Genomic DNA, 24,147 nt, shown 5'->3' with positions numbered 1-24,147 from the left:
GCCGGCCGGCACACAGCGTCGTGAGGCCGGCGCCAATGAGGAGCAGCAGTCTTGCGCGAGTTCAGCCTTCCGGCCCTGTACGAGGTCCCCGCGGACGGCAACCTGACGGATCTGATCCGCCGCAATGCCGCGCAGCACCCCGATGTCGCCGTCCTGGGCCGCAAGGTCGACGGGCGGTACGAGGACGTCACCGCCACCGAGTTCCTCGCCGAGGTACGGGCCGTCGCCAAGGGCCTGATGGCCACCGGGATCGAGCCCGGCGACCGGATCGGCCTGATGTCGCGCACCCGCTACGAGTGGACGCTGCTGGACTTCGCGATCTGGAGCGCGGGCGCGGTCACCGTCCCCGTCTACGAGACCAGCTCCGCCGAGCAGGTGCAGTGGATCCTCGGCGACTCCGGCGCGGTGGCCTGCGTGGTCGAGTCCCCCGCGCAGGAGGCCGCCGTCGAGTCCGTACGGGACCGGCTGCCCGCGCTGGAGAACATCTGGCAGATCGAGCGGGACGCGATCGCCCGGCTGCGCGCGGCCGGCGAAGGGATCACCGACGCGGAGGTGGACGAGCGCAGCGCCGCCGCCGACGCGGACTCCCCCGCCACCATCGTCTACACCTCCGGCACCACCGGCCGCCCCAAGGGCTGTGTGCTCACCCACCGCAGCTTCTTCGCCGAGTGCGGCAACGTCGTCGAACGCCTCAAGCCGCTCTTCCGCACCGGCCACTCCTCGGTGCTCCTCTTCCTCCCGGTGGCGCATGTCTTCGGGCGGCTGGTGCAGGTGGCGTCGGTCATGGCGCCCATCAAGCTCGGCCACGCGCCCGACATCAAGAACCTCACCGACGACCTCGCCGCCTTCCGCCCCACGCTGATCCTCGGCGTCCCCCGGGTCTTCGAGAAGGTCTACAACTCGGCGCGGGCCAAGGCGCAGGCCGAGGGCAAGGGCAAGATCTTCGACCGGGCCGCCGAGACGGCCATCGCCTACAGCCGCGCGCTGGACACCCCGGCCGGGCCCGGCCTCGGCCTGAAGCTCAAGCACAAGCTCTTCGACAAGCTGGTCTTCGGCAAGCTGCGCGCGGTGCTCGGCGGCCGGGCCACCCACGCCATCTCCGGCGGCGCGCCGCTGGGCGAGCGGCTGGGCCACTTCTACCGGGGCATCGGCTTCACCGCCCTGGAGGGCTACGGCCTGACGGAGTCCTGCGCGGCCACCGCCTTCAACCCGTGGGACCGGCAGAAGATCGGTACGGTCGGCCAGCCGCTGCCCGGCTCGGTGGTCCGCATCGCCGACGACGGCGAGGTGCTGCTGCACGGCGAGCACCTGTTCACCGAGTACTGGAACAACGAGGCCGCGACCAAGGAAGCGCTGTCCGACGGCTGGTTCCACACCGGTGACATCGGCACCCTGGACGAGGACGGCTACCTCGCGATCACCGGCCGCAAGAAGGAGATCCTGGTGACGGCGGGCGGCAAGAACGTCGCCCCGGCCGTCATCGAGGACCGCATCCGCGCGCACGCGCTGATCGCCGAGTGCATGGTGGTCGGCGACGGCCGCCCGTTCGTCGGCGCGCTGGTCACCCTCGACGAGGAGTTCCTGCCGCGCTGGGCGGCGGAGCACGGCCGCCCGGCCGGGCAGGGTGTCGCCGAGCTGAGCCGGGACCCGGAGCTGCTGGCCGCGGTGCAGCGGGCGGTGGACGACGGCAACGCGGCGGTCTCCAAGGCCGAGTCGGTGCGCAAGTTCCGCATCCTGCCGACGCAGTTCACCGAGGAGTCCGGGCATGTGACGCCGTCGCTGAAGCTGAAGCGGAACGTGGTGGCGAAGGACTTCGCCGACGAGATCGAGGCGATCTACCGCCCGTAGCGGGCGGGGTGACGCTGCGACGAAGGCCGGGCGGCTGGTTCCTCCAGTCCGCCCGGCCTTCGCTCATACCGCCGTTGCATGCCGCTTACAGAAGCGCCTTCAGCCGCTCCGCCAGCAGGTCCCAGCGCCACTTCTCCTCCACCCAGGCCCGGCCGCGCTCGCCCATGCGGCGGCGGGCCTGCGGGTCCTTCAGGAGGGCGATGACGCGCTCGGCGGCCACCGTCGGGGAGCCGCCCGGGACGACGTACCCCGTCTCGCCGTCCAGCACCGCGTCCGGCGCGCCGCCGGAGTCGCCCGCGACGACCGGGAGCCCGGTGGCGGACGCCTCCAGGTAGACGATGCCCAGGCCCTCGACGTCCAGGCCGCCGCGCCGGGTCCGGCACGGCATCGCGAAGACGTCCCCGGCGCCGTAGTGGGCGGGCAGTTCCTCCCACGGGACGGAGCCGGTGAAGCGCACCGAGTCCGCGACGCCCTTCTCGACGGCGAGCGCGTGCAGCTGCTTCTCGTACGGGCCGCCGCCGACGATGAGCAGCACCGCGTCCGGCACTTCGGCCAGAATGCGCGGCATCGCCTCGATCAGGGTGTCCTGTCCCTTGCGCGGCACGAGCCGGGAGACGCAGACGACGACCGGCCGCTCGGCGAGCCCGAGGCGGGCCCGTACCTCGTCGCCGCCCGAGCCGGGGTGGAACGTCTTCTCGTCCACGCCGGGCGGCAGTTGGACCATGCGGCCGGCGGCGGCCGGGGTCAGGGCGGCGGCGATCCGCGAGCGGGTGTACTCACCGAGGTAGGTGATCGTGTCGGTGCCCTCGCCGATCCGCCGCAGCAGCTGGCGGGAGGCGGGCAGCTGTGCCCAGCCCGCCTCGTGCCCGTGCGTGGTGGCCACGATCCGGCGCGCGCCCGCCCGGCGCAGCGCCGGGGCCATCAGGCCGAGCGGCGCGGCGGCGCCGAACCATACCGAGGAGCAGCCGTGGCGGCGCAGCAGGGCGGTGGCGGTGCGGGTGACCCGGGGCGTCGGCAGCAGCATCGTCGTACGGTCCCGTACGACCGGGAAGGGCTGCTCGGCGTCGAAGCGGGCGGTGGCGGCGACGCCCTCCTGGCTCCGCTTCCAGGTGGAGGCGTAGACCACGACCCGCTCCGGGTCCAGGCGCAGCGCCATGCTGTGCAGGAAGGCCTGGATGCCGCCGGGGCGGGGCGGGAAGTCGTTCGTGACGATCAGCGTCTTGTCCATTGCCCTCGCACAGTACCGGGTCGCCGGACACGGCCGGTGCGGGCGGCCCCGGCACGGACGTGTCTCGTCTACGGTCGGGACAGGCCGTCGTGCGCGCGTGCGGACGCGGGCGGCGGGAGGACGGCGGAGGACGGGGGACGAGGTGCCGATGACCAGGGCCGGCAACCGGCCCCCGTGGGACGCCGTGCGCGCCCTGGCGCCGCCGGTGGCGGTGTGGGCCGCGACCCGGGCGGTGCTCCTGCTGTGCGTGTTCAAGGTGCTGGTGCTGCCGGGGCCGGACGTGACCAGTGACGTCGCGGGCATCTACCACGGCTGGTACGAGGTCCTGAAGTCCGGCAGCTTCCCGCAGGACGACGTGACCTGGCAGTATCCGCCGGCCGCCGCGCTCGCCGTGCTCTCCCCCGGCCTGCTGCCCTTCCTGGACTACGCCTCGGCCTTCTTTCTGCTGGCCGGTGCCGCCGACGCGGCCGCCTTCGCGCTGTTCCTGTACGCGGGCCGGCGGCCGGGCAAACGTCTCACCGGCGCCTGGGTGTGGACCGCGGGCGTCGCCCTGCTGGGCCCGACCGCGTACTCCCGGTACGACCTGATGGTCACGGCCGTGGCCGTCGCCGCGCTGTTCGCCGCCGCCAGTCGGCCGCGCCTCTCCGGCGCGCTGCTGGCCTTCGGCGCGCTGCTGAAGGTCTGGCCGGTGCTGCTGCTGACCGGCGCTCCCCTGCGAGGCGTCCGGGCCCGCAAGTTGTGGGGCGCGGCGGCCGTCGGCGCGCTGACGCTGGCGCTGCTGCTCGTCGCGTGGGCCCCTGGCGGGCTGGCGTTCCTCACTTTCCAGCGCGACCGGGGTACGGAAGTGGAGTCGCTGGGCGCGCTCGTCTTCCATCTCGCCCGGCAGTTCGGCTGGGATGGCGAGGTGCTGCTGAACTACGGCTCGGTGGAGTTCGTCGGCCCGTACGTACCGCTGGTCAGCTCCCTGGCGCTGGTCCTGACCGCGGTGGCTTTCGGCTGGCTGCTGCTGTGGCGGCTGCGCGCGCGGGAATTCACCTCCGCCACGCTCGCCGACGCCGCCTTCACCGCCGTCCTCCTCTTCGTCACCACCAGCCGGGTCATCAGCCCGCAGTACATGATCTGGCTGGTCGGTACGGCAGCCGTGTGCATGACGCTGCGGGCGAGCCGGATGGCGCTGCCCGCGTTCCTGGTGCTGCTGGCGGCCGGGGCGACGCTGCTGGAATTCCCCGTCGGGTTCGCGGACGTGGTGACCAGTCAGGGGCCCGGCGTCGTCATGCTGACCGTACGCGATGCCCTGCTGGTGGCCGCCTCTCTGACTGCCTGCCGCAGGCTGTGGCGCTCTACGGCCACCGGGCCACGGCGGCGGCGCGCGGGCGTCGCCCGTCCGCGGGCCGCCGGAACCGGGCACGGGCCGGACGCCGAACCGGAGCCCGGAACCCGGCGCGGGCCCGATGCCGAACCGGAGCCCGGCACCGTCGCCACCTCCCGTACGGAAGCGGCCTCACCAGGGTTCGCGCTGTCCGTCAGCCCAGCTGCTCGGCCACGTACGCCCGCCACCGCCGGGTGAACTCCGCCGGGCCGACGCCCAGCTGATCCCGCATCGCCCGCCCGGCGCTCTCCGTCCCGCCGTGCCCCGCCGCCCGGTAGAACGCGCCGAGCTTCCGCTCGCCCCACCTATCGGCGATCATGCGGCAGGCCAGCCAGCCGCCCTCGTACGCGCGGGCCAGCTGCCGCGCGCTGCGGCTGAAGCGGAAGTCGCCGTCGGCCGGAAGCCGGGACGGCGGCGCGCCCTTGGCGACCGCGTGGGCCAGTTCGGGAGCGGTGGTGGCGGCCGGGCGCCCGCCGCCACGGTAGGCGGCCCAGTCGGCGAAGCCCTCGGAGAGCCACATCGGGGTGTCGGACGTGGTGACCGTACGCGTCGCGACATGGGTCGCCTCGTGCGTCAGCACGACCTGCCGGCCGGCCGCGGACAGTTCGCCGTACGCCTCCGGGTTGACGACGACCCGGTCGGCGGGGGCCGCCGGGGCCGGGCCCGACTCGCCGGTCGTCACGGCCGCTATGCCCCGGTAGCCCGCCGGATCGGTGGCGTTCAGCAGCTCCGCCATCCGCTCCAGCGACTGCGGCGCCTCGACCACCACCCGCCCGGCCCACTCCCCTGCCCACGCCTTGCCGACGGCGGGCACCGCCGCGTCCGTACGCTCGGCCAGCTCGCGCAGCGCCGCGGTGCCGCGCCCGACCCCGAGGACCAGGCTGTGCCGCCCCCGGACCACCTCGACCGGCCCCTGGTCCCACAGCTGGCGCGCACTGCGCCGCCCGCTCGTCGCGCCGTCCGAATCCGAGCTGATCCGCCACCGGCCGCCGCGGTCGGTGAGGGTCAGGTACTGGACGGCGGTGACCGGCGCGGTGTCGTACCCGGTGAGCCGGTAGCGCAGCCGCACCTCGGCCGCGACCCGCCGCCCGTCCGCGCCGACGACCGCGGGCAGCCCGAACGCGTCGGTCCGCACCAGCTCGTACGACCAGGCGGCCAGCGGCACCCGCGCGAGGTTGGCGAACATCCGCCGCTGCTCGGAGCCGTACGCGGTCGCGCGGGGGTCGACCGAGGCGAGGAAGGCCCCGGAGTCCCGGTTCCGTACGGCCGCGGCGCGCTGGTCCAGCATGCGCTGGATGCCCGGCGGGGCGGCCTGCGCGCCGGCCGGATCGTCGCAGCCGGTGAGGAGCGCCAGCAGCACCAGCGGCAGGGCCGCGCACAGTGCCGCCCTGATCCCCCGGACCGTCCGCCGCCGTACCTGATGACCTGCCACGCGGCTGATCGTAAGCACCGTCCCGGAACGCGGACAGGGGTCAGGGGCGGGTTACGGACGAGATCGGCATCATGCCGACGGGGTCGGACCGCACCCGCGCACCCGGATACGGCGCGTGCACCACCTGTCCGTTGCCCACATACATGGCGACATGACTGGCATCGTCCCGGTAGATGACCAGGTCGCCCGGCTGTGCCTGGCTGACCTGAACCTGCCGTCCCGCGCCGCGCTGGGCTTGCGAGGTGCGCGGGATGCCGACTCCGGCGCGCGCGTAGGCCCACTGCATCAGCCCGGAGCAGTCGAAAGCGGACGGACCGGAGCGCCCCCACGCGTACGGCGTGCCGATCGCCGCGCGCACCGCCTGGACGGCGGCCCCGGCGCGGCCCGAGGGGTGCGCCGCCCCGGACGGGGCGGGCAGCGACCGCCCGACGCCGCGGTTCGCCCGGTCGTAGGCCGCCCGGTCGGGGCCGGTCAGGGCGTTCAGCAGGTGCTGCGCGGCGGCCAGTTTGCGTTCGATGTCCTTCTTGTGGCTCGCCACCTCGCGCCGGCTCGCCTCCAGGTCCGTCAGCTTGCCGGCCGCCGCCCGGCGCTCCTGCTCCAGCCCGCGCTGGGCGCCCTGGAGTTCGCGGAGCTGCCCGGCCTGGTTGCCGTGGACGCGGTCGAGGACGGACGCCTTGTCGAGGTAGCTCGCCGGGTCCTCGGACAGGATCAGCTTCAGGGCCGGGTCCAGGCCGCCGGAGCGGTACTGGGCGGAGGCGATGGCGCCGAGCCGGGCGCGCAGCCGGTTGACGCGCTCCTGGCCGCGGGCCACCCGGTCCTGGAGGGCGGTGACTTCGCCCCGTAGCTTCCGGGTCCGTTCGGAGGCCCCGTTGTAGTCCTCGGTGACCTTCTCGGCCTGCTCGTAGAGCGCGTCGACGCGCGAGGTGACCTCGGCGGGTGCCGGAGCCGGGGCGGCGCTGGCCCCGCCCGCCGACAGGGCTGCTGCCGCGGTGACCGCGGCGGCCGACAGGACGGTGATCCTGGTCGCACCGGCCAGGCCGGACTGTGAGACACGGCGGTGGGACACCACGAGAAGCCGCACTCCTTCCGTGCAGCCGCTGCCGCCCGGACGGACGGTCGATGACCGGCGACTGCGAGGGCAGACAGTAACGGCGCCGGTGGCCCGTATCCAAAGACCCGCAACGCGCCCTGCCGGTACGCAAAAAGCCGCCCCGCCGGTGACTGCGCAGGTCACCGGCGGGGCGTGAAGTCAGCGGCGGCCACCGCAATTCGCCCGATCGGGCGGCAGCGGCGGCCGGTCCGCGTCAGACGCGGACGCCGAACTGGAAGGGCATGTTGTTGATCGACTCGTAGCGCACGGACGCGCCCGGCTTCGGCGCGTGCAGCACCTGGCCGTTGCCCGCGTACAGGCCGATGTGGTGCAGGTCGCCGTAGAAGAGCACCAGGTCGCCCGGCTTGAGGGCGCTCTGCGAGCTGATGCGGGTACCGGCGTTGGCCTGCGCCTGCGAGGTGCGCGGCAGCGACTGGCCGGCCTGCTGGTAGGCCCAGGAGGTCAGGCCCGAGCAGTCGAAGGAGGACGGGCCGGTGGCGCCCCACACGTAGGGCGAGCCGATCTTGGAGGCGGCGGCGGACAGCGCGGCGGCGCCACGGCCGGAGGCCGGCGTGTCGTTGCCCAGGTCGGGACGCTCGTTGCCGCGGCTGGAGCGGTTCTTCTGCTGCTCCTCCTTCTGGAGCGCTTCCTTCTCCTTGGCGGTGAGGGTGTTCAGCAGCTCCTGCGCCTTGGCGAGCTTGCCCTTGATCTCGTCCTTCTTCTCACCCAGCGCCTTGCGGGTGTCCGAGAGGTCCTGGATCTTGGACGCGGCCTCCTGGCGCTCCTGCGCGAGCTGCCGCTGCTTGTCCGCGATGGTCTTCAGCTGCTCGGCCTGCTTGCCGCTCAGCTGGTCGAGCGTGGCGGCCTTTTCGAGGTAGGTGTCCGGGTCGCCGGACAGGAAGAGCTGCACGGACGGGTCTATGCTGCCGCTGCGGTACTGGCCGGAGGCGACCGAACCGAGGCCCTTGCGGAGCTGGTTCAGCTCTCCCTGGCCGCGGGCGACCTTGTCCTGGAGGCTGTCCACCTCCTTCTGCAGCTTCTCCTGGTCCTCCTTGGCCCCGTTGTACTTCTCGGTGGCCTGCTCCGCCTGCTCGTAGAGCTTGTCGACCTCGGACTTGACGTCTTCCTTCTTCGGCTTCGGGTCGGCATGGGCGGCCTGGGACGAGAGGGCGACGGCCGCGGCCGCGGTCGCGGTGAGCACAGTGACACGCGTGCGGCTCGGCTGCTTGGGTCGACGGTGGGACGCCACGGAGGCGAGCTCCTTCTTCCTTCAGCCGCCTACCGGGAGTGGGGGGAGCTGGACCCCGGCTCCGCGCCAACGCCGCGGATCTGGCGGTTCCTTCACTGTTCATCCCGGATGGATGATCAACTGCATGAAGGGTTGAGGCCTGACCTTAGTAACCGAGTTGTGATCGCTTCAAATCCTCATCGGAAAAAACTCCCGGATGGTCCTCATCCTTTACCAACATCACACAGGCAGTAGCGGTCACTTGACACTCAGGCACGAACGGTGGGCATGAGATGCCTCGTTGATGGGTACACCTTTACCTCCGTTCCGCGCGCCGCACCGGCCTCGGATCCCCCGGCGGCACTTCCCGGAACCTACCTCCCGCCCCACCCCGGTTGTCCCGCGTTCCGGACAAGTCGTACGCATAGTACGGATCGCACGAATCGCACAAACGGACCGTACGACCCGCAGTCCACCGGTGGTTCAGATACGGGCGAGCCGCTTGAGCAGCAGGGTGGAAGCCACCGGTCGCGCCCCCGCCTTGGCGACACCGTCGGCCACCTCGCGGTCCGTGGAAACCACCACGACCGGGCGGCCCGGCGGCTCGGCCCGTACGAGCTGGCGGATCAGCTCATCGGCCGTCACACCCGGCTTGCTGAACAGGACCCTTACCCCGCGCGGCGGCGCGAGCAGCACCGGCGCGGCCAGTTCGGCACCGTCGAAGACACACGTCATCTCCGCGCCCGTCTGCGCCGCCAGCACCGCCAGGCCACCCAGCAGCCGCAGCCGCTGCTTGTCCAACGGCATCGTGGGGTAGCCGGTCTTGGTGACGTTGTAGCCGTCCACCACCAGGTGGGCCTGCGGCAGCGCCAGCAGTTGGTCCAACAGCGCCGGGTCGGTCTCCGACAGCGCGCGCGTGGCGATGTCCTTCGGCGTCATCTTCCCCGGCGCCACGGCATCGACGGTGTCGGCCGGGTGTGTGTCGGCGGGCGGCAGCGCCAGTTCGCGGCGCAGCCCCTGGGCCGCGTCCAGCACGGTGTCCAGCAGCAGCCGCAGTCGCATGTCCTCGACGCTGCGACCCTCCCGCGTGGCGCGGCGGCTGGCCTCCAGCGAGCCCTCGGCCTCCGCGATCCGGGCCTTGAGGCGGCGGGCCTCACTGTCGGCCGCGTTCTTCTCCTGCGCGGCGGCGGCCCGTACGGACTCCGTCTCGGCCACGGCCTTGCGCACCGCCGCCTCACCGCGCTTGACGTCGCTGAGCGCGCTGCGCAGCTTGCGCTGCAACGACTCGTTCTCCTTGCGCAGCGCGTCCAGGTCGCCGCGGACGCGCTCGGCCTCGCTCCGCGCCTCCGCGCGTACCCGTGCCAGTTCCTCGCGCAGCGCCGCCAGCTCGCGCTCCGCCTCCTCGCCGGCCCGCTCGGCGCGGGCGCGCTGCGCCTCCTCGCCGGCCGCCGCGACGAGCTTGACCCAGCCCTCGGGGCGCAGCACATAGGCCGCCGCCGCGACATCGAGCGGGTCGGCGGCGGCGGGCGGGGTGCCGCTGTCCAGCGCCTCGGCCAGCTCCGGCTGGGCCTCGCGCAGCCGGCTCGCGATCCGCTGCCGGAAGACCGCGTCGTTCTCCAGCGCCGCCGCCATCGCGTTGCCCGCGAACTTGGCGCGGCGGCTGGGGGTGAACCGGGCGTACTGCCGCAGCGGCGGCGGGAGTTCGGTGACCGTCAGGCCGCCGAACGCCTCCGCGGTGAGCGCCACGACGCGGCGCCGCACGCCCTCGGGCAACGGACGGTCGAGCACCTCGTCCGCCGCGGCCGCACCGGCCTCGGCATCGCGCTCCGCCCCCGCAGGCCCATCTGGACGCTCCACCACTGCTGCATCGCTCCGATCTCAGGCGCTCGACTCAGGCGCTCGCGCCCGGCCGGTCCACCAGCTCGATCTGGTCGACCGCGTTGCACCAGCGGCAGCGCACGGACTCGATGCTCTCACTGCGCACCTCGCGCTCCTCCACCTTCGCCTCCCCGGCCAGGTCGAAATGGAGGTACTCCACGGCCTCGGACCGGCGGGTCACATCGAAGCGCGTCAGGTTGCCGCACAGCGTGCAGCGCCACCGGGTCCCGTCCGTCGGCAGGGGAACAGCCATGGTGTCGTCCTCTTTCGTCACGCTCGGGCGAGCGGGGCTCGTGCTGTCGTTCGGGGGCTTCCCGCGGTGCGCCGTCGGACTGCGGAAGTACGCGGGGTACTGCCCGTACCCTACGGCCTGATGCCGGTACGGTGCGGGCCCCGGCCGAGAGGCGGGACGCGGCGAGGCGCTCTGTCCCGAATGCCCCCCATTGAGCCATGATCACTTCATGACGGCCCCGCCCCTGATCCCCCGGACGCCCCGCGTCCGCTCGGTGCTGACCGTGTTCTCCCGCATGACGAACGTCCTGATCGCCGTGTGCTGCGTCCTCTTCGTCATCGGCCCCGCCTCCGGCCTCAACGGCATATACGGGACCGGCGACGCCGTCGTCCAGGCCCAGACCGCGTACTTCGAACGGTGGGGCGTCATCCCGCGCGACCTGTGGAGCGGCTCCCCGCGCGCGCTGCTCACCCCGCTGACCGCCCTGTTCGTGCACGGCAGCTGGCTGCACCTGCTGGGCAACGTGCTCTTCCTGTACGTCTTCGGCGGCATGACCGAATCCCGGATGGGCCGGCTGCCGTTCACCGTCTTCTACGTCGTGACCGGCTACCTGGCCCTGATGGGCTACGCGGCCGCGCACGCCGCCTCCGGCCAGACCCTGGTCGGCGCCTCGGGGGCGATCTCCGGAGTGCTGGGAGCCTTCCTCTACCTGTTCCCCAGAGCCCGGGTCACCAGTCTCTACCCGTTCCTGTTGTTCCTGCCGCTGCGCTTCCCCGCCTGGATCGTGCTGCTCTTCTGGTTCGTCCTCCAGTGGCTCGCCGCGCAGCGCGACCCCAGCACCCCGGGCGTCGCCTACCTGGCCCATGTCGTGGGCTTCGCCCTGGGCTTCCTCTACGCCTGGGTGCGCTACCGGCCCGCCCCCTGTCCGACGCGGGACGCCGCCGCGGCCACGGGTAGTGTGGGGTCCGCCGGAACGGCGAAGCAGCAGGCGACCGAGGGAGAGAGCCAGCCGTGATCACTTCGATCGTGCTCATCAGGACCAGCGTGGACCGCATCCCGGAGATCGCGGAGAAGATCGCCGCGCTGGAGGGCGTCAGCGAGGTCTACTCGGTCACCGGTGCGCACGACCTGATCGCGATGGTGCGGGTCGCCCAGCACGACGAGCTGGCGGACGTCATCCCCGGCCGGATCAGCAAGATCCCGGGCGTCGCCTCCACCGAGACGCACATCGCCTTCCGTACGTACTCCCAGCACGACCTGGAAGCGGCCTTCGCCATCGGCCTGGACGCCTGATCCGGGCGGTCGCCGCCCGCTGATACGACAGCCGCGGCGGCCGGCTCCTGTGGCCGCCGCGGCTGCGGCCCGGGCGTCTGTGCACGCCCGCGCCGTTTCCCCCGCGCCGCGGCGCCCGGACAGCGGAGCGCCGCGACGAGGTGGTCCTTAGGCGGCCGCCGTGTCCGGCACGCAGCGCCCGTCCTCGGTGCGGTAGCTCCACCGCGCGCCGTCCGCGACCAGCTCCTTGACGGCCCGTACGAAGCGGTCCACGTGCTCGTCGGGCGTACCGGCGCCGAAGCTCACCCGGATGGCGTTCAGGCTCTTCTCCCCCGGCGCGCCCTCCGGCGCACCGCACTCGCCGGGCGCCTGCGACTCGGCGCCCAGCAGGGTCCGTACGAGCGGGTGCGCGCAGAACAGCCCGTCGCGGACGCCGATCCCGTACTCCGCCGAGAGGGCCGCCGCGAAGTGCGAGCTGTTCCAGCCGCGGACCACGAAGGACAGCACGCCCACCCGCGGCGCGTCGTCCCCGAACAGCGACAGCACGCGCACCTCGGGCACCTCGGCGAGGCCCGCCCGTACCCGCTCGACCAGATGCTGTTCCCTGGCCACCAGGTTCTCGAAGCCCGCCTCGGTGAGGGCCTTGCAGGCGGCGGCGATGGCGTAGGCACCGATGACGTTCGGCGAGCCGGCCTCGTGGCGGGCGGCGGTGGTGTGCCACTCGACGTCGACACCGCCGTCGGCGCGGCGCGCGACCGTACGGCTGGCGCCGCCGCCCGCGAGGTACGGCTCCGCCTGCTGGAGCCAGTCCGCGCGCCCGGCCAGCACACCGGCGCCGAAGGGCGCGTACAGCTTGTGGCCGGAGAAGGCCACCCAATCCACGTCCAGTTGCGCGATGTCGACCGGGTGGTGCGGGGCGAGCTGGGCGGCGTCCAGCACGATCCGCGCGCCGTGCGCGTGCGCCGCCGCGGCCAGCTCCCGTACGGGCCACAGCTCACCCGTCACGTTGGACGCACCCGTCACGCAGACCAGGGCGTGCCGGTAGGGCTCGCGCTCCGCCAGCGCCCGCTCCAGGGTGTCCACCGCCTGCTCCGGCGTGCGCGGCGCGTCCAGGTAGGTCACCTCGGCGTCCGCGCGCTGCTCCCAGGGCAGCAGCGAGGCGTGGTGCTCGGTCTCGAAGACGAAGACCCGGGTGTCCGCGGGCAGCACCGCGGCCAGCAGATTGAGCGAGTCGGTGGTGGAGCGGGTGAAGACCACCTGGTCTCCTTCCCGGACCCCGAGGAAGCGGGCAACCTCCGCCCGGCTGTTCTCGAACAGGTCGGTGGACAGCTGCGAGAGGTAGCCCGCGCCGCGGTGGACGCTGCCGTAGTACGGGGCGTACGCGGCCACGTCGTCCCAGACGCGCTGGAGCGCCGGGGCGCTGGCGGCGATGTCCAGCGCCGCGTACCCGACCTCGCCGCCGGTGACGAGCGGGACCAGGACGTCGCGACCCAGCACGGGCAGCGGGGCGCAGACGGCGGAATCGGTGGCGACAGCGGAAACAGGCATGGCGAACTCCCGTGAAGGCAGGGCGACTTCGCTGCGGGGCACACACGCAGGAGCGGGGCCGGCCGGCAGCGGTGAAAGAGGAAAAGGGTGCGGAAAACGGGGCCGTGCGGCCCTAACGCATTCGCTGCATCACAGGAGATCTCCCTCGACGACCAGGATCCCTGGCGAGGGATCCGCGCTTGCCGCAGACCTCGCTGCCTGCGGCCTGGTCATCACCCGGGGCACCCCGCCACGGACGGAGGGTTGCCGGACAGCGGGCCGGGGCCGTAGTCGCTGTCACTCGTGACCTGCGCAGCATCATGCCACATGATCGGACGCGCGCAAGGCCCGGTCCGCATCCCGGACCGGGCCCCGCGTCACCTCACCGCTTCCTCAGGCGTTGCTGGCCGCCACCCACCGCTCCAGGGCCCGGCGGGCCGCGCCGGAGTCGATGGCCTCGGCGGCCCGCTCGATGCCCGCCGCGATCTGCTCGGCCAGCGGCGCCGCGGACGGCGCCAGCGCCACCAGCGCCGCCGCCGAGTTCAGCAGCACCGCGTCGCGCACCGGCCCGTGCTCGCCGCCCAGCAGGCGGCGCGCCACGTCCGCGTTGTACGAGGCGTCGGCGCCGCGCAGCGCCTCCACGGGCACCAGGCCGATCCCCACGTCGCGCGGGTCGAAGGTCTCCTCCCGTACGGCGCCGTCGCGCACCACCCACACCTTCGAGGTGGCGGTGGTCGTCAGCTCGTCCAGTCCGTCGTCGCCGCGGAAGACCAGTGCGGAGGAGCCGCGCTCGGCCAGCACGCCGGCCAGGATCGGGGCCATCCGCGCGTCGGCGACGCCGGTGGCCTGGGCGCGGACCTTGGCCGGGTTGGTCAGCGGGCCCAGCACGTTGAAGGTCGTACGGATGCCCAGCTCGCGCCGTGCGGCGGCGACGTGCCGCAGCGAGGGGTGGAACTTCACCGCGAAGCAGAAGGTGATGCCGGCCTCCGCGGCCACCTCGACGACCCGGCGCGGCGTCAGGTCGAGGTTGACGCCCAGCTTCTCCAGCACGTCGGACGCGCCGCTGGCCGACGAGGCGGCGCGGTTGCCGTGCTTGACGACCTTCGCGCCGGTGCCGGCGACCACGATCGAGGACATGGTGGAGATGTTGACCGTCTTGGCGCCGTCGCCGCCGGTGCCGACGATGTCCACGCTCGGTCCGGGCACGTCGATGAGGTTGGCGTGCGCGTACATCGTCCGTACCAGGCCGGAGATCTCGGCGACGGTCTCGCCCTTGGCGCGCAGCGCCACCGCGAACCCGGCGATCTGCGCGTCGGTGGCCTCGCCGCGCATGATCCGGTCCATCGCCCACGCGGTGTCGTCGGCGCTGAGGTCACGGCCCTGGAGGAGCGTTTCCAGCACGGCCGGCCAGGTGTGGGCCGCCACGCTGTCGCCGCCGTTCGGGGTCGCAACGTTCATGGTCCACACTCCTGGATTCGTGTCCTGCTGATGCGCAGAACCCTATCCGGCGGCACGGCATGCCGAAGGGCCCCGTCCAGTCTGCAGACGGGGCCCTCTGGGTGGCGTACTTACTCGGTGGTACTGCCGTGCGTCACACGGCGGGGATCAGTGGTGGCCGTGGCCGCTGGTGATCTCCTTGTACTCCTCCGGGGTCGGCTTCGGGATGACGTTGTCCTCGCCGTAGTAGCCCTTGGAGAGCTTGGCGCGGAGCTTCGTCGACCGCTTGACCTTCCGCTCGACACCGTTCTCGTCGACCTCCGGGCCGATCTCGAACGGCTTGGGCTGCTCGTGCTGCGTGAGCACGTGCAGCTGCTCCTGGTTGAGCGGCTCGTGCACCTCGATGAACTCACCGTGCGGCAGCCGCTTGATGATGCCGGACTCGCGTCCGTGCAGCACCTTGTCGCGGTCGCGGCGCTGGAGGCCCAGGCAGATCCGCTTGGTGACGATGAAGCCCAGGATCGGGCCCGCGAAGAACGCGATCCGCACGAACCAGGTGATCGAGTTGATCGACAGGTGGAAGTGGGTGGCCCACAGGTCGTTGCCACCGCCGACCAGCATCACCAGGTACGCGATCAGCCAGGCCACACCGAAGCCGGTACGGGTCGGGGCGTTGCGCGGACGGTCCAGGATGTGGTGCTCGCGCTTGTCGCCGGTGACCCAGGACTCGACGAACGGGTAGACCGCGATCGCCACCAGCACCAGCGGGAAGATCAGGATCGGGATCAGCACACCGAAGTTGATGGTGTGGCCCCAGATGTCCCACTCCCAGCCGGGCATCACACGGACCAGACCCTCGGCGAAGCCCATGTACCAGTCGGGCTGGGCGCCGGTGGACACCTGGTCGGGCCGGTACGGGCCGATGGCCCACACCGGGTTGATGCTGGCGACCGCCGCGATCACCGAGATCACGCCGAAGACCAGGAAGAAGAAGCCTCCGGCCTTGGCCATGTAGACCGGCAGCAGCGGCATGCCGACGACGTTCTTGTTGGTCTTGCCGGCACCCGGGAACTGCGTGTGCTTGTGGTAGAAGACCAGGATCAGGTGCGCCACCAGCAGGCCGAGCATGATGCCCGGCAGCAGCAGCACGTGGACCGTGAAGAACCTCGGGATGATGTCGTGCCCCGGGAACTCCCCGCCGAAGATGAACATCTGCAGGTACGAGCCGATCAGCGGCATCGCCAGGATGACACCCTCGATGAACCGGACGCCGGTGCCGGAGAGCAGGTCGTCCGGCAGCGAGTAGCCGGTGAAGCCGGTGAACATGCCGAGCACCAGCAGCAGGAAGCCGAACAGCCAGTTGACCTCGCGCGGCTTGCGGAAGGCGCCGGTGAAGAACACCCGCATCATGTGCACCATCATGCCGCCCAGGAAGACCAGGGCCGCCCAGTGGTGGATCTGCCGGATGAGCAGACCGCCGCGCACGTCGAAGCTGATGTCCAGCGTCGACTCGAACGCCTGCGTCATCCGGATCCCGTGCATGGGCACGTACGAGCCGTGGTAGGTCACCTCGGCCATGCTCGGGTGGAAGAACAGCGTCAGGTAGACGCCGGTCAGGATGATGATGATGAAGCTGTAGAGGCAGATCTCGCCCAGCATGAAGGACCAGTGGTCCGGGAAGATCTTGCGCATGTTGGACTTGGCGAGGCTGTAGATGCCCAGCCGGCCGTCCGCCCAGTCGGCGATCCGCTCGCCCCGCGGCGCCTGGCCGCGGCGCGTGGTGGTCGCGCTCGTCTCGTTACTCATCCGCGCTCCCAGAAGCTCGGGCCGACGGGCTCCGCGAAGTCGCTTACGGCTTCGAGGAAGCCGTCCTTCACCGTGATGTGCAGCTGCGGCAGGGCGTGTCCGGCGGGGCCGAAGATGACGCGTCCGCCGTCGGACAGGTCAAAGGTCGACTGGTGGCAGGGGCACAGCACGTGGTGCGTCTGCTGCTCGTAGAGGCTGATCGGGCAGCCCACGTGGGTGCAGATCTTCGAGTAGGCGACGATGCCCTCGTGCGACCAGTCCAGTTCCTGCTTGTCCTTGATGTTCTGCGGCTGGATCCGCACGAGCATCAGGGCGTCCTTGGCGATCTTGGTGTTGAACTCCTCGTCGTCCTCCTCCAGGCCCTCGGGCTTGGCGAACGTCAGGGAGCCGACCGCGATGTCCTCGGGACGCAGCGGGAGGTTGGTGGACTGGTTGACCAGGCGGACGCCCTTCTTCCAGCCCGTCGTGCGCAGCTTCTTCTCCGGCAGCGGACCGAGGTCGCGCAGCAGCACGACACCGGACAGCGGCACCACGGCCAGCGCGCCGAACATGGTGTTGCGGATCAGCTTGCGACGGCCGAAGCCGGACTCCTTGGCACCCTGCCGGAAGTCCTCCATGACCTTGGCCTTGACCTCGGGGGTCGCCTCGATCGGGTGCCGGTCGTCGGCGACCTCCTCGTCGGACATCAGCGTGCGGGCCCAGTGGACCGCGCCGGCGCCGATGCAGAAGAGGGCCACACCCAGCGTCAGGCCCAGCGCGAAGTTCAGCGCGCTGACGTGGCCGAACGGCCAGATGTAGACGATCTTGTCGACCGGGAAGATCACGTACGAGGCGATGAAGCCGATCGTCGCCAGCATCGACACCGTGAACAGCAGGGCGACGGTGCGCTCGGAGCGCTTCGCGGCCTGCTCGTCGATGTCCTGGATGCGGTGCTCGTGGGGCGGCAGCCCCGGGTCGGCGAAGGGGTTGTCCGCCGTGTCCACCGCGCCGCCGTGAGCCGTGTCCCGCTCACCGGGGAGGTTCTTTTCTGGCACGTCTTCGTGTCGTCCAGTCTCACTCATGACTTCTTGGCCTTCGTAGTCCGGGCTGCGACCCAGATGGCGACCGCGATCAGCGCGCCCAGGCCGGCGATCCAACCGAAGAGGCCCTCGGTGACAGGTCCGAGACCGCCCAGGCCCAGACCACCGGGGCTGGGGGTGTCGTCGCTGTTGACGGCGCCGAGGTAGGACACGATGTCCTTCTTGTTCTGCGGGGACAGCGAGCCGTCACCGAACGAAGGCATGTTCTGCGGGCCGGTCTCCATGGCCTCGTAGATGTGCTTCGGGTCCACGCCCTCGAGCGTCGGTGCGAACTTGCCGTTGGTCAGGGCACCGCCCTTACCGGTGAAGTTGTGGCACTGCGCGCAGTTCGTACGGAACAGCTCACCGCCCTTGGCGATGTCCGCGCCGTCCTTGCTGTACTGGTCCTTGTTCGGCACGTTGGGACCGGCACCCAGCGACGCGACGTACGCGGCGAGCTGGTCGATCTCGGCCTGGCTGTAGATGTTCTTCTTCCGCGGCACCTGGGCGCCGGGCTGCTGCGCCGGCATCCGGCCGGTACCGACCTGGAAGTCGACGGCGGCGGCGCCCACGCCGACCAGGCTCGGGCCGTCGGAGGTGCCCTGACCGCCGGTGCCGTGGCAGCTGGCGCAGCCGACGGCGAAGAGCTTCTTGCCCTCCTTGATGGCAAGAGACTGGGCGGTGTCATCGGCCTGGGCCTTGTCCGCAGGCGCGAACGCGGCGTACAGCCCCCCAGTGACCGCCAGCGCGAAGAGTAGGACGACGAGCGCCGCCAGCGGATGGCGCCGTCGTGCGGAGAGCTTTTTCACGGATTACCCCGGTGTCAGGATCTTCTGCGTCGATGCTTTGGCTATGTCTGTCTGAAATGCGGTTCCGGTACGGGACCGGTCACCGGATCAGGTAGATCGTGGCGAAGAGGCCGATCCAGACGACATCGACGAAGTGCCAGTAGTAGGACACGACGATGGCCGCGGTGGCCTGTTCGTGGGTGAACCTCTTGGCCGCGTACGTCCTGCCCAGGACCAGCAGGAAGGCGATGAGTCCGCCCGTCACGTGCAGTCCGTGGAAGCCGGTGGTCAGGTAGAACACCGAGCCGTACGGGCTGGACGAGAGCGAGAGGCCCTCTTCCTTGACCAGATCGGTGTACTCGAAGACCTGACCACCGATGAAGATCGCCCCCATGATGAAGGTGATCACGAACCAGGTCCGGAGCTTCTTGACATCGCCGCGCTCGGCCGCGAACACACCGAGCTGGCAGGTCAGCGAGCTGAGTACCAGGATCGTGGTGTTCGTCGCGGAGAACGGAAGATTCAGCGCATCGGCGGATTCCTTCCAAAACTCGGCCCCGGTCACCGATCGGAGGGTGAAGTACATCGCGAAGAGGGCCGCGAAGAACATCAGCTCGGAACTCAGCCAGATGATGGTTCCGACGCTGGTGAGGTTCGGCCGATTGACCGACGGGTGCGCGTGCCCGGTTTCTACTGTCGTTGCTGTCGCCACGACCGACATTATGTCGGTCGCTTATCCCGCCCTCACTCCGGGGGGTGCCGTTCGGTGTGTCAAGGGCGTATGCCCTGCTCGTACGGCCCACCCCGGCCGTCGCCCGAAGGAGGGAGGCGCTGCCCGCCGGGTGGCGGCACACCCCCGCCGTGACCAGTCCTGACGGCCCGTCGGCCAGATCTTGGATCGCGCCGAACCCTCCTGCGCACGGCCGTACGAGCAGTAGCATCCGCGCAGGAGGCACCTCCCGGCGGCGTCCGGGCGTGGCCCCGTCCGAAGCCGTACTGCCGAGATGCGTGGAGGAACGATGCAGGCGACTGCCACGGTGCTGGTCTACAGCGACAACGCCGACACCCGCGAGCAGGTACGGCTCGCGACGGGCCGCCGGCCTGCCGCGGACGTGCCGCCGGTGGAGATCCTGGAGTGCGCGACCCTGCCGGCCGTCCTGGAGGCCCTGGAGCAGGGCGGGATCGACGCGTGCGTGCTGGACGGGGAGACCGCGCCGGCCGGCGGCATGGGCGTGTGCCGGCAGATCAAGGACGAGATCTTCCACTGCCCGCCGGTACTGGTGCTCATCGGGCGCCCGCAGGACGCCTGGCTGGCGACCTGGAGCCGCGCGGACGCCGCTGTGACGCACCCTGTGGACCCGGTGGAGTTCACGGACGCCCTGGCCGGGCTGCTGCGCCGCAGGCTCCTGACGGGGGCCTGAGCGGCCCTCTGAGGGCCCTCCTGAGGGGTCCTCAGACCTGGGGGCGCAGCCGGGCAGCATTCTCGGGACCCGGCCGCTGCTCCTGCTCGCCCGTGGTGCTGAGCCTGTTCTTGTCCAGCGCGCTGCCCGCGCGCCATTCCTTCCACGGCATGTTCCAGTCGCCGAAGCCGTTGTCGAAGGGCGTCATGGTCTCGCCGCCGCTGTTGACGACCTTGACCAGGTCACCGACCTGCACGGTGTCGAAGAACCACTTGGCGTTCTCCGTGTTCATGCCGGTGCAGCCGTGGCTGACGTTGGCGGCGCCCTGCGACCCCACGGACCAGGGCGCCGCGTGGACGTATTCGCCGCTCCACGTCACCCGGGTGGCCCAGTAGACCGGCAGGTCGTAGGAGTCGGAGCTGCCGGACGGGATGCCGATCGTGTCGCCGCGCATCCGGACGAAGCTCTCCTTGCCCAGCACGACCTTGGTGCCGTTGCGGGTGGAGTAGCCCGGCTTGCCGGTGGTGACGGGGATGGTGTTGATCACCTCGCCGTTGCGGGTGACCGTCATGGTGTGCGCCGCGGCGTCCGTGACCGCCTCCACCCGCTCCCCCGTACGCAGCTTCACGGGCTTGGCGGGGCCCCCGTACAGCCCGCCGGCGATCTTCAGGCCCTCCAGGTTGCTGTGCACGTCGATGGCGGCGTGCGTGGGCCAGTACTCCTTCGGCCGGAAGTGCAGGGTCTTGCTGTCGACCCAGTGCCAGGAGCCCTCGACGCGCGGGGTGGACTCGACCTTGAGCGCGCCCTCCACGACCGCGCGCGCCTTGGGGTCCTTGACCGGCTTGCTCAGCTGCGCGGTGACGGGCTGACCCACCCCGTACGTGCCGTTGTCGGGCCCGAACTTGACGTTCAGCCGGTCGCCGGTGTCCTTGGTGTCGATCTGGAGGATCTTGCGGCCGGGCGCGCCGTCCTCGTCCTCGGTGCTCACCCGCACCGTGTAACGGGTGCCGGCGGCCAGCGGGACGGTGGTGTGCCACTGCTTGCCGTCCGCCGCCAGTTCGCCCCTGATGTAGCGGCCGGAGGCGTCGGTGGCGGTCACGTCCGTGATCCGGGCCTCGTCGCCGGTGGTGGTGATCTCCAGCGGCTTGTCCGGGTCGGCCTTCTCATCGCCGCCGGGCGCGTTGGCCGAGATCTGTTCGGCCGCGTCGTACGGCGTCTCCGAGAGCGGGTCCGCGTCCGAACCGCCGCAGGCGGTGGCGCCCCCCGCCAGAAGCGTCAGCAGGGAGGCGCAGCCCAGCGCCGTCCGGTGGCGTGGTCGGTGGCTCATGCCCCCAAAGTAGGAAGGTTCACCGGCCACGGCGCGCTGGAGGACTGCAAACGGGCGGGCCCGGACACCTGGGGAGGTGTCCGGGCCCGCCCGGTGCGGGGACCGCGTTACTGCGTGCGGTTCTCGCCGCGGTAGTACTCGAAGACCCAGCCGAACAGGCCGATCAGGATGATCGGGGCCGAGAAGTAGAGCAGCCACCAGCCGAAGACGACGCCCAGGAAGGCGAGCGCGCCGCCGAAGCCCAGGGAGAGCGGCTGCCAGCTGTGCGGGCTGAAGAAGCCCAGCTCACCGGCGTCGTCGGAGACCTCGGCCTCGTCGTTGTCCTGCGCGCCTGCGTCCACCCGCCGGGCCGTGAAGGCCAGGTAGTAGCCGATCATGATGCACAGGCCGAAGGCGAGGAACAGCGCGGTGGTGCCCGCCGGCTCCTTCGACCACACGCCATAGACGATCGCCATGGCGAGGACGAAGACGGAGAGCCAGATGAACATCTTGCCCTGGATCTTCACTTGCCGACCTCCTTGCCACCGGCCAGCGCGGTGTCCTTCTGGCCCTCGTTCTCCAGGGCCTCCAGCGCCGCGATCTCCGGGTGGTGGAGGTCGAACGCCGGGGATTCACTGCGGATGCGCGGCAGGGTGAGGAAGTTGTGCCGCGGCGGCGGGCAGGAGGTCGCCCACTCCAGCGAGCGGCCGTAGCCCCAGGGGTCGTCGACCTCGACCTTCTTGCCGTACTTGGCGGTCTTCCACACGTTGTACATGAACGGCAGCATCGACAGGCCGAGCAGGAACGAGGCGATCGTCGAGATCGTGTTCAGCGTGGTGAAGCCGTCGGCGTTCAGGTAGTCCGCGTAGCGGCGGGGCATGCCCTCGGCGCCCAGCCAGTGCTGGACGAGGAAGGTGCCGTGGAAGCCGACGAACAGCGTCCAGAACGTGATCTTGCCGAGGCGCTCGTCCAGCATCTTGCCGGTGAACTTCGGCCACCAGAAGTGGAAGCCGGCGAACATCGCGAAGACGACGGTGCCGAAGATGACGTAGTGGAAGTGCGCCACGACGAAGTACGAGTCCGAGACGTGGAAGTCCATCGGCGGCGAGGCCAGGATGACGCCGGTCAGACCACCGAAGGTGAAGGTGATCAGGAAGCCGACGGCCCAGAGCATCGGCGTCTCGAAGGACAGCGAGCCCTTCCACATGGTGCCGATCCAGTTGAAGAACTTCACACCGGTCGGTACCGCGATGAGGAATGTCATGAACGAGAAGAACGGCAACAGGACGCCGCCCGTCACGTACATGTGGTGCGCCCACACGGTGACCGAAAGGCCCGCGATCGAAATCGTCGCCGCGATTAGACCGATGTAACCGAACATCGGCTTCCGGGAGAAGACCGGAATGACCTCGGAAATGATGCCGAAGAACGGCAGCGCGATGATGTACACCTCGGGGTGGCCGAAGAACCAGAAGAGGTGCTGCCAGAGCAATGCGCCGCCATTGGCCGCGTCGAATACATGCGCCCCGAATTTACGGTCCGCCTCCAGGGCGAACAGCGCGGCGGCCAGGACCGGGAAGGCCAGCAGGACCAGCACACCGGTCAGCAGGACGTTCCAGGTGAAGATCGGCATCCGGAACATCGTCATGCCGGGGGCGCGCATGCAGATGATCGTGGTGATGAAGTTGACCGAGCCGAGGATCGTACCGAAGCCGGAGAAGGCCAGACCCATGATCCACATGTCGGCGCCGACGCCCGGCGAGCGGACCGCGTCCGACAGCGGGGAGTAGGCGAACCAGCCGAAGTCGGCCGCGCCCTGCGGGGTCAGGAAGCCGGCCACCGCGATCAGCGAGCCGAAGAGGTACAGCCAGTACGCGAACATGTTCAGCCGCGGGAACGCCACGTCGGGCGCGCCGATCTGCAGCGGCATGATCCAGTTCGCGAAACCGGAGAACAGCGGCGTCGCGAACATCAGCAGCATGATCGTGCCGTGCATCGTGAACGCCTGGTTGAACTGCTCGTTCGACATGATCTGCGTGCCGGGACGAGCGAGCTCGGCGCGCATCAGCAGCGCCATCAGGCCGCCGATGCAGAAGAACGCGAACGAGGTGACCAGGTAGAGCGTACCGATGGTCTTGTGGTCAGTGGTCGTCAGCCAGCTCACCACGACGGAGCCGGGAGACTTCTTGCGTGCGGGCGGTGCTGCCTCAGCCGTATCGGCGGCGGCACCCTGAGGTTCGTTGAGGATGCTCACTTGTTGTTGGTCTCCGCGTTCCTGGCGTGATCCGTCTGCTTGATGCCGGACGGCAGGTAACCGGTCTGGCCCTTCTTCGCCAGGTCCTTCAGGTGCTCCCGGTACTTCTCGGGGGAGACGACCTTGACGTTGAAGAGCATCCGGGAGTGGTCGACGCCGCAGAGCTCGGCGCACTTGCCCATGAAGGTGCCCTCCTTGTTGGGAGTCACCTCGAAGACGTTGGTGTGGCCGGGAATCACGTCCTGCTTCATCAGGAACGGGACCACCCAGAACGAGTGGATGACATCACGCGACGTCAGGACGAACTGAACCGTCTCGCCCTTGGGCAGCCACAGGGTCGGACCCGGGTTGCCGGTCTGCGGGTTCCGCGTGCCCGGGATGCCCTCGTCGTACACGCCGTCGGCGCCGGCGGGGACGTTCTTCTTCCACTTGTCCGGGATCGCGGAGAGTTCCTTGGAGTTGATGTTCGTGGTTTTGGCGTCGCCGTCCACGTTCTCCAGGTAGTTGAACGCCCAGCTCCACTGATAGCCCACCACGTTGATGACGTGGTCGGGCTTCTTCGAAGTCTTGAGGAGTTCGCTCTCATCGCGCGCGGTGAAGTAGAAGAGCACCGCGATGATGATGAACGGAACGATGGTGTACAACGCCTCGATGGGCATGTTGTACCGCGTCTGTGCGGGGACCTCCACCTTGGTCCGGCTGCGGCGGTGGAAGATCCAGCTCCAGATGATCAGGCCCCACACCAGCACGCCCACTGCGAGGGCGGCGGCCCAGGAGCCCTGCCAAAGGGAGAGGATCCGCGGCGCCTCTTCAGTAGCCGGATTGGGCATGCCGAGGTTGGGAAAGTCCTTGTATGTGCAACCGGTCGCGGTTGCCAGGACCAGTCCCGCAGCCAGCACCTGCGGCAGCTTCCGCCGCATCGGGCGCCGCGACGAGCGGTCGGAGCCGTTGGGACTCACGTAGCGCCTTCCCGAGAGTCTCGCCCGCGAGACCG

General features: G+C 70.6%; 21 protein-coding genes and 1 riboswitch. Of the genes, 5 read left to right on the top strand and 16 right to left on the bottom strand.

Features of this window, described 5'->3' with window-relative positions; translation table 11 throughout:
* The first annotated feature begins 51 nt into the window (after window positions 1-51).
* The gene (locus CP984_RS30160) at window positions 52-1,848 is read left to right on the top strand and encodes an AMP-dependent synthetase/ligase (RefSeq protein WP_003986815.1); all 1,797 of its coding nucleotides are present in this window, start codon (window positions 52-54) and stop codon (window positions 1,846-1,848) included.
* An 85-nt stretch (window positions 1,849-1,933) separates the two neighbouring features.
* Here the strand turns inward: CP984_RS30160 and CP984_RS30155 are convergent, their stop codons facing one another.
* Window positions 1,934-3,076 (bottom strand): glycosyltransferase family 4 protein, encoded by a 1,143-nt coding sequence (locus CP984_RS30155; protein ID WP_003986816.1) that lies wholly within the window; start codon window positions 3,074-3,076, stop codon window positions 1,934-1,936.
* Between the two features lie 148 nt (window positions 3,077-3,224).
* On the opposite strand from CP984_RS30155, the gene CP984_RS30150 reads away from it, so the two are divergent.
* On the top strand, window positions 3,225-4,643 hold the full coding sequence (locus tag CP984_RS30150) for a glycosyltransferase 87 family protein (RefSeq protein WP_003986817.1): 1,419 nt from the start codon (window positions 3,225-3,227) through the stop codon (window positions 4,641-4,643).
* On the opposite strand, the gene CP984_RS30145 is transcribed toward CP984_RS30150, so the two are convergent.
* From CP984_RS30145 to CP984_RS30125, 5 genes are all read right to left on the bottom strand, one after another.
* Window positions 4,600-5,877: a hypothetical protein gene (locus tag CP984_RS30145; protein ID WP_003986818.1), complete on the bottom strand. Its 1,278-nt coding sequence runs from the start codon at window positions 5,875-5,877 to the stop codon at window positions 4,600-4,602. The two genes, CP984_RS30150 and CP984_RS30145, sit on opposite strands and share 44 nt — an antisense overlap.
* Before the next feature lie 40 nt (window positions 5,878-5,917).
* The gene (locus CP984_RS30140) at window positions 5,918-6,946 is read right to left on the bottom strand and encodes a C40 family peptidase (protein ID WP_030180190.1); all 1,029 of its coding nucleotides are present in this window, start codon (window positions 6,944-6,946) and stop codon (window positions 5,918-5,920) included.
* 235 nt (window positions 6,947-7,181) lie between these two features.
* Entirely contained in the window at window positions 7,182-8,216 is a 1,035-nt protein-coding gene (locus CP984_RS30135; protein ID WP_030180193.1) for a C40 family peptidase, read from the bottom strand.
* Window positions 8,217-8,678: 462 nt separating this feature from the next.
* A complete protein-coding gene (locus CP984_RS30130; RefSeq protein ID WP_030180196.1) occupies window positions 8,679-10,055 on the bottom strand; it encodes an NYN domain-containing protein in 1,377 nt (458 codons plus the stop codon).
* 31 nt (window positions 10,056-10,086) lie between these two features.
* Window positions 10,087-10,326, bottom strand: a complete 240-nt coding sequence (locus tag CP984_RS30125) for a hypothetical protein (RefSeq protein ID WP_003982413.1) — start codon at window positions 10,324-10,326, stop codon at window positions 10,087-10,089.
* 208 nt (window positions 10,327-10,534) lie between these two features.
* Between CP984_RS30125 and CP984_RS30120 the strand changes: the two genes are divergently transcribed.
* The gene (locus CP984_RS30120; RefSeq protein ID WP_003982412.1) at window positions 10,535-11,320 is read left to right on the top strand and encodes a rhomboid family intramembrane serine protease; all 786 of its coding nucleotides are present in this window, start codon (window positions 10,535-10,537) and stop codon (window positions 11,318-11,320) included.
* A complete protein-coding gene (locus tag CP984_RS30115; RefSeq protein WP_003982411.1) occupies window positions 11,317-11,598 on the top strand; it encodes an Lrp/AsnC family transcriptional regulator in 282 nt (93 codons plus the stop codon). The genes CP984_RS30120 and CP984_RS30115 overlap by 4 nt, the downstream gene beginning before the upstream one ends.
* A gap of 147 nt (window positions 11,599-11,745) precedes the next feature.
* Here CP984_RS30115 and CP984_RS30110 read toward each other — a convergent pair whose 3' ends face one another.
* The 6 genes from CP984_RS30110 to ctaE form a co-directional block, all read right to left on the bottom strand.
* Window positions 11,746-13,125: an aminotransferase class V-fold PLP-dependent enzyme gene (locus CP984_RS30110; RefSeq protein WP_003982409.1), complete on the bottom strand. Its 1,380-nt coding sequence runs from the start codon at window positions 13,123-13,125 to the stop codon at window positions 11,746-11,748.
* A gap of 170 nt (window positions 13,126-13,295) precedes the next feature.
* Window positions 13,296-13,413, bottom strand: a riboswitch (SAM riboswitch).
* An 84-nt stretch (window positions 13,414-13,497) separates the two neighbouring features.
* On the bottom strand, window positions 13,498-14,562 hold the full coding sequence (trpD, locus tag CP984_RS30105; RefSeq protein ID WP_003982408.1) for an anthranilate phosphoribosyltransferase: 1,065 nt from the start codon (window positions 14,560-14,562) through the stop codon (window positions 13,498-13,500).
* A 147-nt stretch (window positions 14,563-14,709) separates the two neighbouring features.
* Complete coding sequence (gene qcrB / locus CP984_RS30100; protein WP_003982407.1) at window positions 14,710-16,347, bottom strand: cytochrome bc1 complex cytochrome b subunit; 1,638 nt, start codon at window positions 16,345-16,347, stop codon at window positions 14,710-14,712.
* On the bottom strand, window positions 16,344-17,408 hold the full coding sequence (qcrA, locus tag CP984_RS30095) for a cytochrome bc1 complex Rieske iron-sulfur subunit (RefSeq protein WP_030180200.1): 1,065 nt from the start codon (window positions 17,406-17,408) through the stop codon (window positions 16,344-16,346). Before qcrA ends, qcrB begins: the two co-directional genes overlap by 4 nt.
* Entirely contained in the window at window positions 17,405-18,214 is an 810-nt protein-coding gene (gene qcrC / locus CP984_RS30090) for a cytochrome bc1 complex diheme cytochrome c subunit (RefSeq protein WP_003982404.1), read from the bottom strand. The genes qcrA and qcrC overlap by 4 nt, the downstream gene beginning before the upstream one ends.
* Window positions 18,215-18,293: 79 nt before the next feature.
* Window positions 18,294-18,914 carry an aa3-type cytochrome oxidase subunit III gene (ctaE, locus tag CP984_RS30085; RefSeq protein WP_003982402.1) on the bottom strand — a complete coding sequence of 207 codons (621 nt, stop codon included), beginning with the start codon at window positions 18,912-18,914 and terminating at the stop codon, window positions 18,294-18,296.
* A gap of 298 nt (window positions 18,915-19,212) precedes the next feature.
* Here ctaE and CP984_RS30080 point away from each other — a divergent pair, with 298 nt between their 5' ends.
* The gene (locus CP984_RS30080; RefSeq protein ID WP_003982401.1) at window positions 19,213-19,614 is read left to right on the top strand and encodes a response regulator transcription factor; all 402 of its coding nucleotides are present in this window, start codon (window positions 19,213-19,215) and stop codon (window positions 19,612-19,614) included.
* A gap of 31 nt (window positions 19,615-19,645) precedes the next feature.
* Here CP984_RS30080 and CP984_RS30075 read toward each other — a convergent pair whose 3' ends face one another.
* The 4 genes from CP984_RS30075 to ctaC form a co-directional block, all read right to left on the bottom strand.
* Window positions 19,646-20,920, bottom strand: a complete 1,275-nt coding sequence (locus CP984_RS30075) for a L,D-transpeptidase (protein WP_003982400.1) — start codon at window positions 20,918-20,920, stop codon at window positions 19,646-19,648.
* Window positions 20,921-21,027: 107 nt separating this feature from the next.
* The gene (locus CP984_RS30070) at window positions 21,028-21,426 is read right to left on the bottom strand and encodes a cytochrome c oxidase subunit 4 (protein WP_003982399.1); all 399 of its coding nucleotides are present in this window, start codon (window positions 21,424-21,426) and stop codon (window positions 21,028-21,030) included.
* Window positions 21,423-23,153 (bottom strand): aa3-type cytochrome oxidase subunit I, encoded by a 1,731-nt coding sequence (ctaD, locus tag CP984_RS30065; RefSeq protein ID WP_003982398.1) that lies wholly within the window; start codon window positions 23,151-23,153, stop codon window positions 21,423-21,425. Before ctaD ends, CP984_RS30070 begins: the two co-directional genes overlap by 4 nt.
* On the bottom strand, window positions 23,150-24,112 hold the full coding sequence (gene ctaC / locus CP984_RS30060) for an aa3-type cytochrome oxidase subunit II (protein ID WP_003982397.1): 963 nt from the start codon (window positions 24,110-24,112) through the stop codon (window positions 23,150-23,152). The genes ctaD and ctaC overlap by 4 nt, the downstream gene beginning before the upstream one ends.
* Window positions 24,113-24,147 lie beyond the last annotated feature (35 nt).

This window comes from Streptomyces rimosus (assembly GCF_008704655.1).
GTDB classification, from domain to species: Bacteria; Actinomycetota; Actinomycetes; order Streptomycetales; family Streptomycetaceae; genus Streptomyces; species Streptomyces rimosus.
The sequence above is the reverse complement of the archived record's forward strand: the minus strand, read 5'-3'. Positions and strand labels throughout refer to the sequence as shown.

Bases quoted from the DNA above. Each gene is read 5' to 3' on its own strand.
- CP984_RS30155 (WP_003986816.1), bottom strand. From the start codon at position 3,076: ATGGACAAGACGCTGATCGTCACGAACGACTTCCCGCCCCGCCCCGGC.
- CP984_RS30150 (WP_003986817.1), top strand. From the start codon at position 3,225: ATGACCAGGGCCGGCAACCGGCCCCCGTGGGACGCCGTGCGCGCCCTG.
- CP984_RS30125 (WP_003982413.1), bottom strand. From the start codon at position 10,326: ATGGCTGTTCCCCTGCCGACGGACGGGACCCGGTGGCGCTGCACGCTG.
- CP984_RS30120 (WP_003982412.1), top strand. From the start codon at position 10,535: ATGACGGCCCCGCCCCTGATCCCCCGGACGCCCCGCGTCCGCTCGGTG.
- CP984_RS30110 (WP_003982409.1), bottom strand. From the start codon at position 13,125: ATGCCTGTTTCCGCTGTCGCCACCGATTCCGCCGTCTGCGCCCCGCTG.
- trpD (WP_003982408.1), bottom strand. From the start codon at position 14,562: ATGAACGTTGCGACCCCGAACGGCGGCGACAGCGTGGCGGCCCACACC.
- qcrB (WP_003982407.1), bottom strand. From the start codon at position 16,347: ATGAGTAACGAGACGAGCGCGACCACCACGCGCCGCGGCCAGGCGCCG.
- qcrA (WP_030180200.1), bottom strand. From the start codon at position 17,408: ATGAGTGAGACTGGACGACACGAAGACGTGCCAGAAAAGAACCTCCCC.
- ctaE (WP_003982402.1), bottom strand. From the start codon at position 18,914: ATGTCGGTCGTGGCGACAGCAACGACAGTAGAAACCGGGCACGCGCAC.
- CP984_RS30080 (WP_003982401.1), top strand. From the start codon at position 19,213: ATGCAGGCGACTGCCACGGTGCTGGTCTACAGCGACAACGCCGACACC.
- CP984_RS30075 (WP_003982400.1), bottom strand. From the start codon at position 20,920: ATGAGCCACCGACCACGCCACCGGACGGCGCTGGGCTGCGCCTCCCTG.